Below are 21,114 nucleotides of genomic sequence, written 5' to 3' on the forward strand. Positions count from 1 at the left end.
CTATAAATGGGGTTTCCTTTTATTAAAGTTTATTTAATTTTAAGCTTCTGCTGCTTCAAACTGACTGTTATAAAGATTTGCATAAAAACCGCCTTTAGCTAATAATTCATTATGATTTCCTTGCTCTACTATGTCTCCATCTTTCATAACTAAAATCAAATCAGCATCTCTAATTGTAGAAAGTCTATGAGCAATTATAAAGCTTGTTCTTCCATTCATTAAATTATCCATTGCCTTTTGAATTAATACTTCAGTTCTTGTATCAACTGAACTTGTAGCTTCATCAAGTATTAATATTTTAGGATCTGCTAATATTGCACGGGCAATAGTTAATAATTGTTTTTGTCCTTGTGATATGTTGCTTGCTTCTTCATTAAGTTCCATATCATAACCATGTGGCAATGTTTTTATAAAACTATGAACATGTGCTGCTTTAGCTGCCTCTTTAACTTCTTCATCAGTAGCATCTAATCTACCATAACGTAAATTTTCCATTATAGTTCCATTAAATAACCATGTATCTTGAAGAACCATACCAAACATTTTTCTTAAATCATTTCTTTTAAAATCCTTAATATTATGACCATCAATTAAAATAGCACCATCATTAACATCATAAAATCTCATAAGAAGTTTAACCATTGTTGTTTTACCAGCTCCAGTTGGTCCTACTATAGCAACTCTTTGTCCTGGCTTTATATGAGCTGTAAAGTCATTAATAATAGTTTTTTCTGAATTATATCCAAAATGTACATCTTGGAAATCTACTTTTCCTACTATTTCTTTAGTACTTACTGGATTTTTAATATCTAAAGTTTCTTCTTCTTCATCTAAAAACTCAAATACTCTTTCAGCAGCTGCTGCAGTTGATTGAAGCACATTAGCTATTTGAGCTGTTTGAGCAATAGGTTGCATAAATGATCTTATATATTGAACAAAAGATAATATATCTCCTACTTCAATTACCTTTTTTATAGCTAACCATCCACCAAGTATTGATACTATTACATATCCTAAATTACCTACAAAAGTCATTATAGGCATCATCATACCTGATAAAAATTGTGATTTCCATGCACTATTGTAAAGTGTATCATTAAGCTGTGCAAATTTATTTATTTCTCTTTCCTCTGCATTAAAAGCTTTCATTACATTATGTCCTGAATAAACTTCCTCAACTTGTCCATTTACATAACCTAAATATTCTTGTTGAGTTTTAAAATACTTTTGAGATTTTTTTACAACAAAAGCAATTAATCCTGCTGATATAGGAATTACAATTAATGAAGCTAATGTCATTATCCAGTTTATTGAAAACATCATTATAAGTACACCAACAAGTGTAGTTACTGATGTTAATATTTGTGATAAACTTTGGTTTAAAGTTTGGCTAACAGTATCTACATCATTTGTTACTCTTGATAATACTTCTCCATGAGTTTTAGTATCAAAATACCTAAGTGGCATTCTATTAATTTTTTCACTTATTTCTTTTCTCATATTATAAGATACCTTTTGAGCAACACCTGAGATTACCCATCCTTGTACTAATGAGAAAATTACACTAATTAAATATAAACCAACTAAGAATAAAATTATTTGCCCTATACGAGTAAAATTAATTCCCTCTGCATTAGTAGTTGTAACCTTTTTAACTAATCCATTAAATATTTCTGTAGTTGCTTTTCCTAATACCTTTGGTCCCACAATTGAAAATGCAGCAGAACCAATAGCAAATATTATAACCATTATTATTGATAATTTATAAGACTTTAAATATTGTGCAAGAGTTTTCATTGTCTTTTTAAAATCTTTTGCTTTTTCTCCGCCTCGTCCCATTCCGCCCATAGGACCTCCTCCCATTGGGCCTCTCATTTTTTGTTTACTCATTTTCAAGCTCCTCCTTTGAAAGTTGTGATAGAGCTATTTGCTGATAAACCTCACAGTTGTTCATAAGCTCTTTATGAGTTCCTTTACCTACAATCTTACCTTCGTCAAGTACTATAATCTGATCTGCATTCATTATAGTGCTTATTCTTTGAGCAACAATTAACAGTGTACTTTCCTTTAATTCAGTATTTATTGCTTTTCTTAATTTAGCATCTGTTTTAAAATCTAATGCTGAAAAACTATCATCAAATATAAATATTTCTGGCTTTTTAGCTATTGCACGAGCTATTGCTAATCTTTGTTTTTGTCCACCAGATACATTTGTACCACCTTGAGCAATTTCTGCATTAAACATTTCTTCTTTATTACTTATAAATTCCATTGCTTGGGCAATTTCTGAAGCCTTAAAAATATCTTCATCTGTTATATAATCTCCACCATATTTTAAGTTACTTTCAATTGTACCTGAAAATAAAAGCCCCTTTTGAGGAATAAATCCTATTTTTTCTCTTAAATCATGTTGAGATACATTTTTAATATTTACACCATCAATTAATATTTCCCCTTTTGTTGCATCGTAAAAACGTGGAATTAAATTAATTAATGTAGATTTACCACTTCCTGTACTACCAATAAATGCAGTAGTTTTTCCTGAAAGAGCTTTAAAACTAATATTGCTTATTACATCTTCATCAGCACCTGGATATCTAAATGAAACATTTTTAAATTCAATAGTTCCTTTTTCATCATGATTAAATGTTTGTAAATTATCTGAATCTTTTATTGCTATATCAACATTTAAAACTTCAGATACACGTTGAGCTGAAACCATTGCTCTTGGTAAAATAACTGAAACCATAGATATCATTAAAAATGCCATAATTATTTGCATAGTATATTGCATAAATGCCATCATTGTACCAACTTGTATAATACCATCATTAATTCTATGAGCCCCAACCCATACTATTAATAATGTAATTGCATTCATAATAAACATCATTAAAGGCATCATAGTTGTCATAATTCTATTAACAAACAAATTAGTTCTTGTTAAATTTTTATTTGCAACTTCAAATTTATCTTCTTCATATTTTTGTGTACTAAATGCACGAATAACTAACATTCCAGTTAAACTTTCTCTTGTTACAAGATTTAATCTATCAACAAGCTTTTGTACACTTTTAAATTTTGGCATAGCAAAAGAAAATAATACTATAATTAAAAGTAATATTGAAATTACTGCAACACCAATTACCCATCCCATAGATGCTCCAGTGTTAATAACTTTAATAACACCACCAATACCTAATATCGGTGCATAAAATACAATTCTTAAGCCCATTATAATAAGCATAATAATTTGCTGTATATCATTTGTTGTTCTTGTAATAAGAGATGCTGTTGAAAATTTATCAAATTCTGTATTTGAAAAATCTACAACTTTATTAAATACATCTTTTCTTAAATTTCTACCTAATGCTGCACCTACTCTTGATGCTATAAAACTCACAATTACGGTTGCAACCATACTAATTAAAGCTATTCCCACCATTTTTAACCCTGCAAGAATTACATAATTAGATTGAAGCTTATCTGTATTAATTCCAGCAGCTTTATATTGTGATTTTACATAGCTTGTAGCTGCTTGTGTTATCATACTTTCTGGCATTTCAGCTAATTTTTCATCTACTTGTTTTAATACACCATCAATTTGCTCTTGTGGCATCATTTTCAAAACATCAAAAGTATTTATAGATGATATATCAGTTCCTGGAGGTAATGCTTGTGCAATTCCTGGTATACCATTTATCCCTTGTGCTTCTAACATTGAAACAACAATCATTGCTTTTCCAAATACCTTATTTAATTGTTTTAATTTTTCTTTATTTTTTGTATTTAATTTGTAAATACCTTCATTTTCTAATTCAGGATACTTTTTTAAATTTTTATTATAATCCTCAAAATTAAGACTGTTCTTATCTAACAAAGTATAATTATTATTTATTAAATCTTTTTCTTTATCATTCATAAAAATTAAAAGCTTTTCCATTTCTGATGATTTAATAACCTTAGGAACAGCATTTTCTACTCCACCTTGTTGTATTCCTACATTAACTATATTAGACATATAGTCTGGTAATGATAAATCACATACAGCTTGAACAAATAAAAATGCTATTGCAATTATCATTGAACCAATAAAAGGTTTCAAGTATTTTAATAATTTAAGCATAAGCTCTCCTCTCCTTATTCAAATTAATATATTTATATTTTTATAATTATTATATTTTCATAACTATTCTAAGTCAATATAAATATTAAAATTTTTACAACTATTTTCATTTTATAACTATATTCTTGTAAACTATTTTTTTTTATTTTATAATATTATCATTACAATAAAAGGAGGCTAACATGAGTACTTCAAATTTAAATGATTTATATGATAATTTATATATGTTATTATTATCTCTAAATAAAGAATTTTTTAACCATAATGTTATAATGAAAAAATTTACACTTCCACATTCACATATAAAGGTTTTATTTTATTTAATTCATCATGGTCCTACATCTATTTCTAAAATGGCTAATGAACTTTGTGTTTCAAAACCAAATATGACTCCAATAATAGATAAACTTGTAGAAGACGGCTTTGTTACTAGAGATTACAATCCATCAGATAGGAGGGTTGTTTTAATTCAAAGTACTCCTAAGGCTTTAAAATTATTTAAAGAAAGTAAAGAATATGCTAAAGAAATAATAAAAGATAAAATTTCTACATTACAACCTGATGATATCGATATATTATCGCATTCTTTAAATAATATATTAAATATAATAAAAAAATTCTAATTTAATATTTATTACTATGTATAAAAAACAAAAAACTCACCTCAATAAATTTAATATCGAAGTGAGCTTTTTTATTTATATAAATACAAATTTTAATACAAAAACTATTCCAACTACAACTGTAGTCCAACTTATTTCTTTCCATCTTCCTGTAAATAATTTTAATAATATGTATGATACAACACCAAATACTATACCATCAGAAATTGAATAAGCAAAAGGCATCATTATTATTGTTAAAAATGCAGGAATAGCTTCTGTATAATCTTCTAAATTTAACTCTTTTATATTTTCTATCATAAATAATCCAACTATAACTAAAACTGAGGCTGTTACTGCAGAAGTTATTACTCCAAATATTGGTGATAAAAACAATGATAAAAAGAACATAAATGCTGTAGATACCGCTGTTAATCCTGTTCTTCCACCTTCTGCTACACCTGAAGCACTTTCTACAAAAGTACTTACTGTACTAGTTCCAAGACATGCTCCCATTGTTGTTCCTATTGCATCTGCAAAAAGTGCCTTTTTAATATTTGGAACTTTTCCATCCTTATCAAGCATATTTGCTTTTGTTGCAACTCCAACTAAAGTTCCTATAGTATCAAACATATCCATAAATAATAAAGTAAATAATACTATTACCATATCCCATGAAAAAATATTATGTAATTCAAATTGCATAAATGTTGAGCTTATAGATGGTGGCATACTAAATATCTTATTTGGAAGCTCTATAACTCCCATTGGTATTCCAATTATAGCTGTTATTATCATTCCTAAGAATAATGCACCTTTAATATTTTTTGCAACTAATATTCCAGTAATAACAATTCCTATAATTGCCAAAAGCCCTGCACCTGAAGTTATATTTCCTAAAGAAACTATGGTTCCTCCATCAGCAGGATGAACAACTATGCCAGCTCCTTCTAAACCTAAAAGTGCTATAAATAATCCTATTCCTACAGAAATAGCTCTTTTAATATTAACTGGAATAGAATCAACTATTGCTTCTCTTATATTGAAAGCCGTTAATATTAAAAATATTAATCCTTCTAATAATACCGCTGTTAATGCAAATTGATAAGAATATCCCATAGATAAAACTACAGTATATGCAAAAAATGCATTTAATCCCATACCTGGTGCTAATGCAAATGGTAATTTTGCATATAATCCCATTACTAATGTTGCTATAATTGATGATAATGCAGTTGCTGTAAATACTGCACCTGCATCCATTCCTGCTGCAGATAAGATACTTGGATTAACAATTAATATGTAAGCCATGGTCATAAATGTTGTTATTCCTGCAATAAATTCCTGTTTTGTATTTGTACCATTTTCACTAAGCTTAAAATAATTATCTAAAAACTTATTCACTTTAATCACCTTTTTCTTATTTTTAATTACATAATAGTTAAATTTAAATATATTTAAATTTCCCTTAATTATCTAAGTAATTTGCTTAATAATCCCTAAATACTAATTACCTTATATATAATATCAAAAATTTTAAAAATTCCAATAGTTTTTACGAACATTTTTTTATTTTTTTTGAACTTTATTCACATTTTTTATATTTCATATACTTTATATATTTAATGTTTTAATATAATTTATACCAATAAAATATTTTAATTTACATTTAGTATAAAAGTAGTATAATATTAATTATAATTGCAAATTATTATCATTTGACTTTAGGAGGACAAACAATGAAATTTAAATTAGCTAAAATACTATCTTTACTTTTAACAACCTCTTTATTACTTATAGGTTGTAATAAAGTTCAAGATACAAATAATATTAATAAAAATGAGGATAATACTTTAAATATAGTAACTTCTTTTTATCCTATATATATATCTACATTAAATATCGTTAAAGATATTCCAAATGTAAATCTTACAAATATGACAAAAGCTCAAACAGGTTGCTTACATGATTATCAGCTTACTCCCCAAGATTTAAAAATATTAGAAAATGCTGATATATTAGTTATAAACGGTGCTGGAATGGAATCTTTTTTAGAAGATATAATTTCTCAATATCCTAATATTAAAATAATTGATGCAAGTAAAGGTCTTAATCTTTTAGAAGATAATACTCATGATCACGATCATGACCACGATCACGACAATGAGCACGACTATGACCACGAGCACGATCATGACCATGAGCACGACCATGACCACGACCATGAATACAATGCTCATGTATGGGTAAGTGTTAGTGGAAATATTAATCAAGTTAAAAACATTGCATCTCAACTTGAAACTTTAAATCCAGAAAATAAGGATTTATATGAAGCAAATACAAATACTTATATTTCTAAACTTGAAAACTTAAAAGCTGAAATGCACTCAGAATTAGACAATTTACCAAATAGAGATATAATTACTTTCCATGAAGCATTTCCTTATTTTGCTCAAGAATTTAATTTAAATATAGTTGGTGTTATTGAAATAGAACCTGATTCTGAACCATCAGCTAAGGAAATTGAAAATATAATTTCAACTATAAAAGAGCATAATATAAAAGCTTTATTTACTGAACCACAATACTCATCTAGAGTTGCTCAAACTATAGCAAATGAAACTGGTGCTTCAGTTTATGAATTAGACCCTATTGTAACAGGTGATTCAAATTCAAATGCTTATGATGATTATATAAATAAAATGAAAGAAAATCTTAATGTTTTAAAAGAGGCGTTAAAATGATAAAAAAATCTAACTTTAACAAAAATAATACTTGTAATAATTTTTGTTGTACAAAAATTGAAAATTTCTCTGTTACCCTTGGTAACAATCAAATACTTAAAGATGTAAATCTCCACATTCACTGTGGAGAACTTACTTCTATTATTGGTCCTAATGGTGCAGGAAAAAGTACACTTTTAAAAGCTTTACTTGGTGAAGTTAAACATACTGGAAATCTTTCTTTTATGGGACAAAATGACAATACTTATCATCAACCTATAATTGGATATGTTCCTCAATATCTAACTTTTGATAAAAGTACCCCAATTAGCGTTCTTGATCTATTTGTTTGTTGCAAAAATTCTTTACCAGCTTGGATTAAGCCAAAGAAAAAAATACGTGAAGAAGTACTAAAAAGCTTAAACAGGGTTAAGGTTCCTTATTTAATAGATAGACAATTAGGTGCATTATCTGGTGGAGAACTTCAAAGAGTATTATTAGCCCTTGCTTTAGATCCTATTCCTAATATACTTTTGCTTGATGAACCTGTATCTGGAGTAGACCAAAATGGATTAGAATTATTTTATCAAATATTATTAGATATAAAGAAAAATTATGATTTATCTATTATTTTAGTTTCTCATGATTTAGATTTAGTTTATAAATATTCTGACCGTGTAGCACTTGTAAATGGTACAGTAGTTTGCTCAGGTACCCCAAAACAAGTATTTAACAACCCTGCTACACAAAAAATATTTGGCCTATCAATTAATAATTCAAATGAAAAATCATCTAAAACAGGAGGACTTTAAAAATGTTTGATACATTATATAATGCAATTGATTTAATTTTACCTTTTCAATGGCTTTCTCACACTTTTATGAAAAATGCCTTTATTGCTATTATAATAATTACTCCATTATTTGGATTATTAAGCACTATGGTTGTAAGCAATAAAATGTCTTTCTTTGCTGATTCATTAGGACATGGAGCATTTACCGGAATAGCAGTTGGTATATTATTAGGTGGAATTGATCCTATGTGGGGTGCTACTTTATTTTCAATTTGCTTTGCAATTGCAATAACAATAATTAAAAATAAAGGAACTTCATCTACAGATACAATAATAGGTGTTTTTTCATCAACATCAATTGCATTAGGACTTGTTCTTATGAGTTTTTCAAGTAGTTTAAGTAAATTTTCTTCTTATTTAGTAGGTGATTTACTTAGTATATCTCAAAATCAAATAATTTTATTAATTTTTGTTTTTATTGCTATAATTGTACTTTGGAGCTTAATATTTAATAAACTTCTTGTTACAAGTTTAAATACATCCCTAGCTAATAGCCGTGGTATGAATACTTTATTAATTGAAATCATCTTTACTTGTACTATTGCTGTTATTGTTACAATAACTATAAGATGGGTAGGTTTATTGATTATAAATTCACTTTTAGTATTACCTGCCGCTGCATCACGTAATATTTCAAGAAATATTCGTCAATATCACTTATTTTCAATTTTAATTGCTATTTTTTCTGGAATTGTTGGATTAATAATTTCTTATTACTTAAATACAGTTACAGGAGCAACTATTGTTCTTGTTGCATCAGTTATATTCTTTATAACTTTATTTATTAGACGTAAATTTTTATAATATTTTTATGGAGGTGTATTTATATTGAATAATGATTTTAATTTTAATGATCTCCTTAAATCAAATGATTTAAAGGTTACAAAGCATCGTCTTTCCGTACTTGGAATAATAGCCCAAAGTAATTACCCCTTAACTGCAGAAGAAATTTATTTAAAGCTTAAAGATAATGCTATATCCATTAATTTATCATCTATTTATAAAATACTTGATTCATTAAGCAGTAAAAATATTATATCTAAGTCCATATTAGGAGATGATAATAAAACTTCATATGAAATTACATCTTCTGAGCATATGCATCATTTAATTTGTAAACAATGTAAAGGGGTTTTCCCTTTAACAGATTGCCCACTTTGTATTTACGAAAAACATCTAAAAGAAGATATGGATTTTGATATAACTGATCACAAGTTAGAAGTATACGGTTACTGTAAAAAATGTAAAAAAAAACCTAAGGATTAATCAATTTCCTTAGGTCTTTTTATTTCATTATTTATTTTTAATACTAACTTTATATATAGTTGTATGATTATATTCTTCACCAGCTTTTAATATTACATTAGAAAATCCTTTATGATTTAAACTATCTGGAAAATATTGAGTTTCAAGACATAATCCTTGTCTACTTCTATATTTAACTCCACCTTTTCCAATTTCATTTTCATTTAAAAAATTTCCCGTATAAAATTGTATCCCTGGCTTAGTTGTAAATACTTCAAGTACTCTTCCACTATTATAATCAACAACTTCTGCAGCCTTTTTTAAATTACCTGTATAATCATCTATTATCCAATTATGGTCATATCCATTTGCATTAATTAATTGATCATAATTTTTATTAATATCTCTTCCAACTTCCTTTAACTTTGTAAAATCTAACGGTGTTCCTATTATATTTCTTATTTCACCAGTTGGAATACTTTCCTTATCTGAAGCAGTTATATTTGTAGCATAAATTTTAACTTTATGATTTAATATATCTCCAGATGCATGGCCACTTAAATTAAAATATGAGTGATTCGTTAAATTTACAATAGTATCTTTATCACTCTTTGCAAAATATTTTATAATTAATTCATTTTCATTGCTTAACCTATATTCCAAAACAACTTCTAAATTTCCTGGATAATTCTCCTCACCATCTTTGCTTAAATATGATAGCTTTAAATATTCTCCATCTGTATCTTTTAATATTTCAGAATCCCATACAACTCTATTAAAGCCTTTAATTCCTCCATGTAAATGATTATTACCATCATTTTTAGCTAAATCATATTTTATTCCATTTACTTCTATACAAGCTTTAGCAATTCTATTTGCATAACGTCCAATTATTGCACCAAAATATGTTGTAGTTGTTTTATAATTTTCAAAATTATCATATCCTAATACAATATCATCTTTTTTGCCATCCTTATCCTTTGTTATAAAAGATAAAATTATACCTCCAAAATTCGTTATTTCAATTTTAGAATTTTCATTTTCTAAACTGTAAATATATATATGTTTATTATCAATTTCCTTCTCAATATTATTCTTTAATATCCCCATTTTTTCCTCCCATTTAAGTATACTTATAAAGTTAATTATATCATTCTTTATCCTTACTATAAACATTAACACAAAGATTTAATAAATCTTCATCTTGCAATAACTTTTCTAATTGCTTTACAATATCATTAATATTACTCAATACTTCTAAATCAAAATTAATGCTACTATTTAAAAGATTATTAATATTTTTTTCAAAATCTTTAGGAACCTTTTTGCAATTTTTTTCTATAATACTAATTAATCTTTTTTCTCCTGGATGAGGAAATTCATTTATCGCAAAAATTATATCAAAATAACTATCTAAGAAAGCTGATACCCTATTATGCATATTTACTATATCATTCCTTTTTATAGCCTTATCTATTTGATTATAATATGATGAAAATCTTTCATTAAGAATAGGATAATTTTTTTTAATTATATTTTCCTTCAACTTTTTAGGATATGGAATATTATATTTTTCTTGAAAATCTTTAAACTTATTATCCTTATCATATACTATTATTGAATTTATTACATTGTTCCAAAAGCAAGTACTATATCCTACTGATGCATTACACTCTTCCACAACATATTTTAATTTTTGTTCTAACCAATAATATTCAAAATATGCTATATCCACTTGTATTGATGAATTTCTAATAATAAACTCATCAGATGGTCCCCAAAATGTATTATTTATCTCTATTAAATCTGAAAATTTTCTTGCAATACTTTCTCTTTCCTCTATTGATATTTCCTTATATACAATAATATCTATATCTATATCTGAGAAATTATCTTTTCTTGCACTTGCACATGATCCTGCTAATGTTATAGCTACTACTTCATCTAATCTTTTAAATTCATTAACTAGTTGATATACAATCATGTTCATCCCCATAAACTTCCACCCCTTTTTTATTTACATAATATATAAAATGCACCTATATGATTAATCATCTAGCTGCATTCTATATAATGTATTATTATATTTTTAAAAATAGTATATTATTTTATTAATATCTTAATAGATTTTTTATGAACATTTACCTTATTTCCTTCAACCTTTTCGATTATTGAGGTTCCTGCAACTTCCTCATTAACTAATACACTCCAATTATCATTATCTATAAAAACATCAATATCTTCATCATTTGCATTTATTATAACTGCAATTTTATTGCACTTGCTATCTATATTCTTTGAATCAATAATATATGCTACAACATTATTTTCTTTAAAGTTTTTATCTATTTCTAAAAACTTAATATTCCTTTGTATTTCTTCATTTGTATCCATTCTAAATGCTTTATAATTTTTTCTTAATGAAATTAATCCTTTATAATATTCACATAAATCCCTATACTTAATTTTTCTATCCCAACAAATCTTGTTTACTTCATCAGGAGATTCAAAACTATTTTCAACTAAATTTCCATTTTTATCAACTTTAGTTCTTGCCATTTCTTCCCCAGCATGTATAAAACTTATTCCTTGTGAAGTTAATATTATTCCTGCTATTAATTTATTCATAGCAATCAACTCCTCTTCCCTACAATTTACTGTTGAAAGTTTAAGCTTGTCCCAAAGTGTGTAATTGTCATGAGCAGAAGCATAATTTACAGTTTGATATGGTTCATTAGCCCAAAATTCTTCTGAATAAACTATATTATTTTTATCTACACCTTCATGTGATGTTGAAGCAACTACTGCAAATTTAATTGTTTCTTCAAGCCCATCTCTTCCATTTACAAATCCAGCTTCCTCTTCATAAAATACATGTCCTTTAACTCCATCTCTACAATCATCACTAAAAGCTGCTATTTGTAATTTATCAAACTTATGTGTATTTTTCTTTAATGCTGCTAACTCCTCTTTTAAAGGACTTTTGCCACCTATCCAGCCTTCTCCATATATAATTATAGATTCATCAATTTTATTTAGTTCATTTCTAATAAGCTTCATAGTTTCAATATCATGTATTCCCATTAAATCAAATCTAAATCCATCTATGTGATATTCCTTTGCCCAATAAATAACTGAATCAATCATGTATCTTCTAAACATATATCTTTCTGAAGCAGTTTCATTACCACATGCAGATGCATCACTGTATTCATTATTTTCATCTTTTCTATAATAATATCCTGGAACTGCTTTATTTAAACATGATTCTAAATTATAAGTATGATTATAAACAACATCCATTACAACTCTTATTCCAGCTTCATGCAATGCTTTAACCATTTCCTTAAATTCTTTTATTCTAACATTCCCCAAATAAGGATTAGTTGAATATGAACCTTCTGGAACATTATAATTTTTAGGATCATATCCCCAATTAAATTGAGGTTGATCTAATTTTGTTTCATCTACAGAACCATAATCAAATGCAGGTAATAAATGTATATGTGTAAATCCCATATCCTTTATATGATTTACTACCGTTTTAACATTTGTTCCTGGAATGCATGAATCTAAAATAGTTAATGCTTTAAATTTTCCTTTATATTCATCTTTTATCCCTGAGCTTTCATCAATTGATAAATCTCTTATATGTGCTTCATAAATTATTGAATCAGTTGCTGATTTTAATTTTGGCTTAATATCATTTTCCCATCCATTAGGATTTGTTATACTTAAGTCAATAATCATGCCCCTATTTCCATTAACTCCAACAGCCTTTGCATATGGATCTACAACTTCATTTATTTCACCATTTACATTAACTAAATAATTATAATAATATCCATTAAAATTACCACTTAATTCAATTTCCCAAGTTCCCTTTACCCCTTTATTCATTGTATAAATATCTGTAGGTTTACAGTTATATTCATACCCATTATTTCCATAAAGAACTAATTGAACTTCTTTTGCTGTTGGTGCCCATAATATAAACTTACAATTATCCTTAGAATAAATTACCCCTAAATTTCCATTATAACCATATTTTTTATCAAACTCATCATTAAATTTCATCTCATTACCCACTTCTTTCTTTTATCTAAATTAATCACCTAATTTTCGGAAACGTTTCCTTGTGATATATTAATTTTATACTATCTTTATATTTTTATCTACAATAAATTCTTTATTTTATATATAAAGTTATTTGCAATAAAAATTTAACTGCAAATAACTTTATCTTATTTAATCTAATATATCACTATTTTCTTAATCATTTTCACCTTTACTTGTGATATTTTTATAATCATTTTTCCATTCTCCAGTTTTATACTTTGAAAGTGATTCTCTTAGAGCATCATAGTCAAAAGTACTTTCATCTGGTTCTATATCATTAAATATAAAGTCATATAAAACCTTTGTATTTTGTTCCTTATCCATTATAAATACCCAACCTGCTTCTCCACCATAATCCATATCATCTGATAATTCTGTAAGAGGTATGTGTATTTGCTTTGTTTCTAAACTAGGAAATTTATAAATTGTATAAGCCATATTTAATGCATCTAATGGTTCTATATTTGTGCTTATATTATCTAACATACTATTTAAAATACCAAAATATTTTGTTGGCTTTGTCTCTCTTAGTTTTTCTGCAACTTTAAATAATACTTCCCTTTGTCTTTCTGTTCTTTCAAATTCATCACCTACGCCTTTTCTTATTCTTGCATAAGATAACGCTTGTTTTCCATTTAATAATTGTAATCCTGATTTTGTGACAGGATAATCATTACCGCCTGTAGATTCACCTATATATTTATTTAATTCGTTTAACTGATAATCCTTTACATCTACTTCAACTCCACCAATTTGATCAATTATAGCTTCAAATCCCCAGAAATTTATTATTACATACTTATCAATACTTATCTTATATGTTTCTTGTATAGTATCTCTTAATAAATCTATTCCTCCAAATGCCATTGCTGCATTTAACTTTTGTGCCCCATGACCATCAATATTAACTAAAGTATCTCTAAATAGGGATGTTAATCTTACTTCTTTATTATTATTATCCAATGTTGCAATTATAATAGAATCTGCTCTTGCTCTTTCATCTACCTCTCTTCCATCTGTACCAACTAATAATACATTTGTAATTCCATTAACTTCTTTATAATTAACTTCATCATCATCCTTTTTTTTATTTTCATATTCTATTGTTTGGAATTGAATATTTTCATTTTTAGTATATATCTTATTTCTTACATATATATAATAGCCTACACATGTACCAATTACACATAATATTAATAAAGTTGAAATAGAAAAAATTATACTTCTCTTTTTTAAAGACTTTTTCTTACTCCTTTTTTCCTTATTTTTATTCACCTATTCTGCCCCCTATTATTAAACTATATTTACTTTATACATTTTACCATATTTTCCACTAATTTTGTTAAATATTTGTTATTTTGTTATTTTTTATTTTTCCTTATTTTTTAAAATATTATACTAAAATAAAATTTAAAAATTTATATATAATTCCAATGATTCAATAATCATTTATATACAAAAAAAACTGTAAGAAAAATTCTTACAGTTTTAAAAAATTAATTACTTTCTGTTGTTTTGTTGAGCTTTTCTTGCTCTTCTGCAATCAGCACATCTTACTGGTTCGTTATCGAATCCTTTTTCTTTGTAGAATGCTTGTTCACCTTCTGTGAATAAAAATTCTTTTTCGCAATCTCTGCATACGATAGTCTTATCTGCCATTATAAATTCCTCCATTTTCTTAAGATTTATCATGGTTTAATAATATATCTCTTAAAAATAAGAAGAAATTTTATTAATCTACTTTAAATCTTTTAATCGTCAAAATTTGACTTCTTATTTATTATAACATAAATATTTTTATTTTCAATACCCACAAAGTAAAATTATACATTTTAATCTTTTTTTGCTACTTTTATATTAATAATTATTATCTAAGATTACCTCTCCATCAATAAAAACTTTCTCCCATTGCTCTACATATTTTCCACTACACCATTCTGCCATTACAATTTCTTCATTTTCATTAATAGGTATCATTTCTAAAGGTTCTGCAATAATATTACCATCTTCTATTTTATAAATTGATATATATTCATTAAATTGAATTAATGCAATTTTATATAAAGGTGATATAAAAACATCTTTAAATATTCCAAGTTCATTTTTTAAATCTTTCCATGAAATATACATTAAATTATAATTGATAAACCTTTTATCCGGTAGTATATCTAAATTAACCTCTTCTCCTTCTTCATTCATATTCTTAGGTAATATCTTACTTACAAATCTCCATTTTCCTAATTCCCTCTTAATAGCTATATTGTTATAATCAATATTTTCAATATTTAATCCTTCTTTTTCTTCTATGGATAAACTATTTATTTTATTTTTTAATTCATTAATATACTTTATTTTTTCACTTTCATTAAATACTTCATTTATTTGTAATCCATTATCTATATTCACATTACTTACTGGCAATATCTTATATATTGGATAATTTCCCTTAAATTCATTTCCTATATATTCTTTTATTGCTATATAATCATTTCCAACAAAAAGTATGCTTTTATATATATTAGTAGTATTTTCATCCTTTATACTTTTCTCTTTTTTATGATTTTCATCATATAAAGAAACTTGAAATTCATCACTATTAAAACCATTGCTACTATCTTGATAAACACTTAACTTCCATATCCCGGTCAATCTTGGAAAAATTATATTATCTTTTGCATATATATATCCTAACTTATAATTATTATATGATACCCAAAGTGTTCTATATTTTTCAATGCTATAAGTACCATCATCATTTTCTTCCCTAGGAGTTTTAAGTCCTATCATAACTCCCTCTGAAAAGTCATAATAATTATTAAATTCATCTTCTTTTTCTTCATTATCATCATTTTCAAATACAACATCATTTGAAACCCTAATTAACTTTAATAAATATACATCATATATAAAAATCATTTCATCATTTGAATTTAAAAAAAATTCACCTATTATTTTGTTGTTATCCCTTATTGATATTAAATCTACTGTTTCTCTTCCATCCATATACTTATCCATAGTTAATTTTTTTTCATAAGATAATGTATAATCGCTTTTAACAGCTCTTAATTTATAATTTATTTTTTGCTTTTTGTTATCAAATATTTTTAATTCATTATTTCCTAATTTTATTTCTTTATTTATGATATTATTAATATTTCCATTATCAATATCATCACTTAATATTTCCACTGAATTAACCTTCCAAACTCCAGTAAAATTAAAAGTACTCATTACATCCACTTTCTCTTTTTCACAACTTATAAACATTGATGTAAATATTAAACTAATTATTATAAATTTTATTTTAAACTTCATCTTATTTCCTTTCTTATACTAAAGGAATTTCAATTATTACTTTTGTTCCTTCATTTTCCTTACTAAAAATTTCAAAACTACCACCATGAAGCATAATTATTTCATCTGAAATTGATAACCCAATTCCATTTTTAGATTTACTATTTTTACCTTTATAAAATTTATCTTTAACTCTTGGTAAATCCTCTTTTTTAATACCAACTCCATTATCCTCAATTATCAATTTTAAAATATTTTCATTTCTATTTGCACTAATATTTATTCTTCCATTTTTTTCAGTAAACTTAAATGAATTATCTATAACATTATTTAATACTTGCTTCAACCTATTTTCATCAAATATTCCAACTCCAATATCCCCTTGGATATTAACAGTAAACTTTTTTCCTTCTTCAATAGCCCTTATCTTCCAGTTGTTTTCAATAAATTCAAGTAAAACTTTTATATCACATTTATTTTTATTTAAAGTTATTACTCCATTTATTAATTTAGAAAAATCTAATAATTCTTCTACCATTTGTGCTAACCGTTCACTTTCCTTTTCTATAATATTAAGACCAAGTTCAAGGGTATCAGTATCACTGTAATCATACTTTAATGTTATTGCCCATCCCTTAATAGCAGTTAATGGTGTTCTTAATTCATGTGAAACCGAAGAAATAAATTCATTTTTTAACTTTTCACGCTTTTCAATTTCACTTCCCATATAATTTAATGTATTTGACAATTGAGCTATTTCAATATTATCTGTAAAATTGCTTCTTATTTCTAAATTTCCATCAGCCATTTCCTTTGCTACTCTGGTTATATTTTTTATTGGATTTACTATATCCATAGCTACAATTAAACTCATTATTATTCCTAATACTATAACAATAAGAGATACAAATAATATTAAAATAGCAAATGAATCTAATACTTTATGTACTTCTTGTAATGAAAATATAATTCTTATAATTCCAATCATCTCATTTTCATCAATTTTTGAGTTAACTCCTTTTGAAATTACCATTACTTTTTCATTATAAGAATCTATATATCCACTCCAAACTCCTATTTCCCCATTTTTAGCTTTTATTATATCTGGAGTACTTAAAAGTTTATTATCACGTATTCCATAAGAATCCATTAATAAGTTTCCATTTGAATCTAAAACTTCTATTTGTTCTTCTTTAGCATTCCATAAAACATCAGCATTATCATATATATTTTCCATTAATTTTTTATTCGAAAAATATTTTTGATAAAAATTAATAGAAGATTCTAATTCATTAATTAACGAATTTTGAGCACTTTTATAGTAATATCCTTTAAGACATAAAATTGTAAGTATATCTAATATAGTGATAGTTGATATTATTACTATTAGAAAGTTTTTTAATAGCTTACTCCTTATACTCTTCAATTTAATCATCTCTCCATCTATATCCAAATCCCCATATTGTTTCAATAAATTTTTCATTTAATGACGAACATTCTATTTTGCTTCTTAATCTTCTTATATTAACATCAACAATTTTAGGATCACCAATATAATCTTCCCCCCAAACTAAATCCATTAATTCATCCCTAGAAAATGCTTTATTAGGATTTTCAATAAATAGCTTTATTATTGAATACTCTTTAGGTGTTAAATCTATTTCTTTATTATTTTTAAATATCCTTTTTGCATAAATATCTAATTTAAATTTGCCTTGAATTATACCTTTCTTTTCTTCATAATCACTAATTCTTCTTAATAATGCTTTTATCCTTAATAAAAGTTCCATTGGATTAAATGGCTTTATAATATAATCATCAGCTCCATATTCTAATCCCATTATTTTATCTAAATCTTGACTTTTAGCTGTAAGCATAATTATTCCAACTTTTTCATCTTCATTTCTAATAATTTTACAAACCTTAAATCCATCTATTCCTGGTAACATAACATCTAATATTATAATTGCTGGTTTTTCCTTTAAAGCTAATTTTACCCCTAACTCACCATTATCAGCCTCAATTACTTCATATCCATTTCTTTTTAAATTTATTTTTAAAAATCCTCTTATACTTTCTTCATCTTCAATTATTAGTATCTTCTTCATTACTAGTCCTCAAACTTCCAAATTAATTATTATACTTTATTTATAATTTCAAATTTATACAAATAAAATACTGGATAAATATTGTATTTACCCAGCATTTACACTCATTATTTTAATGTTCTAAATTCATAACCTAATGATTTTAAATAATCAATACTTTGTTGTAAAGATTCTGCTGTTGTTACTTTTGCATCTGTATCATGCATTAAAATAACTAATACATCATCATTTCCTGCTAAATCAGCCACTGTTTCTTTTAACCTATTAATTAACTGTTCCACAGTTCTTCCATTACTTTCAGCATCTCCATTTAATACATTCCAATCTATATAAGTATATCCATCTTGTTCAAGAACCTTATCCAAATCTCCTGTTTTCCATGACATATGCCCACCTGGAAATCTAATTACCTTTGTACTAAAGCTATCTCCCAAAACTGATTTCATAACATTTTCTGACTTTTCCATATCATTTATAAATACTGTAGTATCTGCAACTCTTCCTGGATATAATATACTATAATCATGACAATAACCATGATTTCCTATTGCATGGCCTTCTTTTACCATTTCTTTTAATAACTCTTTTTGAGTATCACTTTTTTCAACATTGCTTCCTAATACAAAAAATGTAGCTTTAATATTATTCTTTCTAAGCGTTTCTAATATTTTAGGCGTTGTTTCAACAGATGGGCCATCATCAAATGTAAGATATGCAATCTTTTTTCCATCTTCCCTTAAATAACTCCACTTATTTAGCATATTTTCTATATCTCTAGCATTATCTGCATTTATATCATTTTCATAACTAGTATATATTACACTATCAGTTTCTTGTTCATTATCACTTTCTTTTTCATTACTTTTTTCTTCATTAATATTGCTTTTTATTTCATTATTATCTTCCTTTTGATTTTGATTAACACTTACTTCTGAAGTCCTTCCTTTATTTATATTTAAAGCAATTACCCCAATTAATATAACTATTAAAACAGATATAATACTAATAAGTATCTTTTCTACCTTAGAATTTTTTTTATTTTTTCTTTTTAACTTCCTCAACTTTAAATCCCCCTATACCTTTTACTATAATTTATACCTATATTATAATTATATATAACTGCTTTTAAGTTACAAAACAGTTACATAATATATATTTTTATTCATTTATAATTATATTTACAATAAACTTATTAAAGACTATTTTAATAAATTTTCTATAAAAAAAATAAGATAAATAACGTTATATATTATCTACCTTATAGTTATTATTTATATATTTTCCCCAAAACCAATTTAATCCATTTTATATTTAATGATTTCACCATTAGATGCATTTATTTCATACTCATATTCTTTAAAGTTATAATAAAATTCTATTTCATACTTCCCTATTCCATCATCAAATTCATATTTAGCTTTCGTAAATGAAACCTGACTTTCATCTAAGTTAGAATGTTTTAATGCTATGCTTTTTGCTTCTTCTATTGTTATTTTATCATTTATTTGTTGAGATGTTAAATGTTTTTCAATATCATAGTCATAGCTTATAATATCTCCTGTTTTTGCATTTATTTCATATTCATATTTATTGTTATTACTATAAAATTCTATTTCATACTTTTCTATACCATTATCAAAATCATATTTAGCTTTCATAAATGAAACCTGACTTTCATCTAAGTTAGAATGTTTTAATGCTATGCTTTTTGCTTCTTCTATTGTTATTTTATTATTGCTATTTACAGTACTATTGCTTGCATTATTAGCTATAATATTATTTTGATTAGTAGCTGTATTATTATTTTGATTAGCAGCTGTACTATTATTAGGAATTAAAGTACTGCTATTATTATTTGTAACTTTCCCACAAGCCATAAAGCTTGTAGTTGCTACTATGATACTTGATATTATTAATAATTTTTTCATTTTATTATTTTCTCCTTTGTTTGTATATTATATAAAAAATTGGGGTGTCGCATTAATAATAAATACTGCAATATATTGTGTTGATTTTTATTTTTCAAAACAATATATTATGTATA

At 25.8% G+C, this 21,114-nt stretch carries 18 protein-coding genes; 5 read left to right on the top strand and 13 right to left on the bottom strand.

Annotation, left to right across the window (positions count from 1 at the left end; translation table 11 throughout):
* Nucleotides 1–39 precede the first annotated feature (39 nt).
* Complete coding sequence (locus ACUN06_RS10710; RefSeq protein WP_449389768.1) at nt 40–1,890, bottom strand: ABC transporter ATP-binding protein; 1,851 nt, start codon at nt 1,888–1,890, stop codon at nt 40–42.
* Nucleotides 1,883–4,126, bottom strand: coding sequence for an ABC transporter ATP-binding protein (locus tag ACUN06_RS10715; RefSeq protein ID WP_449389769.1), 2,244 nt, complete (start codon nt 4,124–4,126; stop codon nt 1,883–1,885). Before ACUN06_RS10715 ends, ACUN06_RS10710 begins: the two co-directional genes overlap by 8 nt.
* 182 nt (nt 4,127–4,308) lie before the next feature.
* Between ACUN06_RS10715 and ACUN06_RS10720 the strand changes: the two genes are divergently transcribed.
* The gene (locus ACUN06_RS10720; protein ID WP_294125285.1) at nt 4,309–4,749 is read left to right on the top strand and encodes a MarR family winged helix-turn-helix transcriptional regulator; all 441 of its coding nucleotides are present in this window, start codon (nt 4,309–4,311) and stop codon (nt 4,747–4,749) included.
* Between the two features lie 75 nt (nt 4,750–4,824).
* Here ACUN06_RS10720 and ACUN06_RS10725 read toward each other — a convergent pair whose 3' ends face one another.
* Nucleotides 4,825–6,132, bottom strand: a complete 1,308-nt coding sequence (locus ACUN06_RS10725) for an NCS2 family permease (protein WP_291733221.1) — start codon at nt 6,130–6,132, stop codon at nt 4,825–4,827.
* A gap of 335 nt (nt 6,133–6,467) precedes the next feature.
* Between ACUN06_RS10725 and ACUN06_RS10730 the strand changes: the two genes are divergently transcribed.
* From ACUN06_RS10730 to ACUN06_RS10745, 4 genes are read left to right on the top strand one after another with little or no spacing between them, the layout of a single operon-like run.
* Nucleotides 6,468–7,472: a metal ABC transporter substrate-binding protein gene (locus tag ACUN06_RS10730; protein WP_449389770.1), complete on the top strand. Its 1,005-nt coding sequence runs from the start codon at nt 6,468–6,470 to the stop codon at nt 7,470–7,472.
* Nucleotides 7,469–8,263 carry a metal ABC transporter ATP-binding protein gene (locus ACUN06_RS10735; RefSeq protein ID WP_449389771.1) on the top strand — a complete coding sequence of 265 codons (795 nt, stop codon included), beginning with the start codon at nt 7,469–7,471 and terminating at the stop codon, nt 8,261–8,263. Before ACUN06_RS10730 ends, ACUN06_RS10735 begins: the two co-directional genes overlap by 4 nt.
* Before the next feature lie 2 nt (nt 8,264–8,265).
* Entirely contained in the window at nt 8,266–9,108 is an 843-nt protein-coding gene (locus ACUN06_RS10740) for a metal ABC transporter permease (protein ID WP_291732819.1), read from the top strand.
* A gap of 24 nt (nt 9,109–9,132) precedes the next feature.
* Entirely contained in the window at nt 9,133–9,570 is a 438-nt protein-coding gene (locus ACUN06_RS10745; RefSeq protein ID WP_449389772.1) for a Fur family transcriptional regulator, read from the top strand.
* A gap of 27 nt (nt 9,571–9,597) precedes the next feature.
* Here the strand turns inward: ACUN06_RS10745 and ACUN06_RS10750 are convergent, their stop codons facing one another.
* From ACUN06_RS10750 to ACUN06_RS10795, 10 genes are all read right to left on the bottom strand, one after another.
* Entirely contained in the window at nt 9,598–10,659 is a 1,062-nt protein-coding gene (locus ACUN06_RS10750; RefSeq protein ID WP_449389773.1) for an aldose epimerase family protein, read from the bottom strand.
* A gap of 40 nt (nt 10,660–10,699) precedes the next feature.
* A complete protein-coding gene (locus ACUN06_RS10755; RefSeq protein ID WP_449389774.1) occupies nt 10,700–11,545 on the bottom strand; it encodes a DUF4037 domain-containing protein in 846 nt (281 codons plus the stop codon).
* 107 nt (nt 11,546–11,652) lie between these two features.
* On the bottom strand, nt 11,653–13,626 hold the full coding sequence (gene pulA, locus ACUN06_RS10760; RefSeq protein ID WP_449389775.1) for a type I pullulanase: 1,974 nt from the start codon (nt 13,624–13,626) through the stop codon (nt 11,653–11,655).
* A gap of 195 nt (nt 13,627–13,821) precedes the next feature.
* On the bottom strand, nt 13,822–14,943 hold the full coding sequence (locus ACUN06_RS10765) for an LCP family protein (RefSeq protein ID WP_331892563.1): 1,122 nt from the start codon (nt 14,941–14,943) through the stop codon (nt 13,822–13,824).
* A gap of 225 nt (nt 14,944–15,168) precedes the next feature.
* Nucleotides 15,169–15,327: a zinc-ribbon domain-containing protein gene (locus ACUN06_RS10770; protein WP_291732806.1), complete on the bottom strand. Its 159-nt coding sequence runs from the start codon at nt 15,325–15,327 to the stop codon at nt 15,169–15,171.
* Nucleotides 15,328–15,525: 198 nt separating this feature from the next.
* Nucleotides 15,526–16,983 (bottom strand): hypothetical protein, encoded by a 1,458-nt coding sequence (locus ACUN06_RS10775; protein ID WP_449389776.1) that lies wholly within the window; start codon nt 16,981–16,983, stop codon nt 15,526–15,528.
* Nucleotides 16,984–16,996: 13 nt separating this feature from the next.
* Nucleotides 16,997–18,397, bottom strand: coding sequence for an ATP-binding protein (locus ACUN06_RS10780; protein WP_449389777.1), 1,401 nt, complete (start codon nt 18,395–18,397; stop codon nt 16,997–16,999).
* Nucleotides 18,390–19,070: a response regulator transcription factor gene (locus ACUN06_RS10785; RefSeq protein ID WP_294125267.1), complete on the bottom strand. Its 681-nt coding sequence runs from the start codon at nt 19,068–19,070 to the stop codon at nt 18,390–18,392. Before ACUN06_RS10785 ends, ACUN06_RS10780 begins: the two co-directional genes overlap by 8 nt.
* 107 nt (nt 19,071–19,177) lie before the next feature.
* The gene (locus ACUN06_RS10790; protein ID WP_331892569.1) at nt 19,178–20,131 is read right to left on the bottom strand and encodes a polysaccharide deacetylase family protein; all 954 of its coding nucleotides are present in this window, start codon (nt 20,129–20,131) and stop codon (nt 19,178–19,180) included.
* 234 nt (nt 20,132–20,365) lie between these two features.
* Nucleotides 20,366–20,998, bottom strand: a complete 633-nt coding sequence (locus ACUN06_RS10795; RefSeq protein ID WP_291732797.1) for a PepSY domain-containing protein — start codon at nt 20,996–20,998, stop codon at nt 20,366–20,368.
* Nucleotides 20,999–21,114 lie beyond the last annotated feature (116 nt).

The sequence above is a fragment of the Clostridium sp. ETTB3 genome (assembly GCF_053571985.1).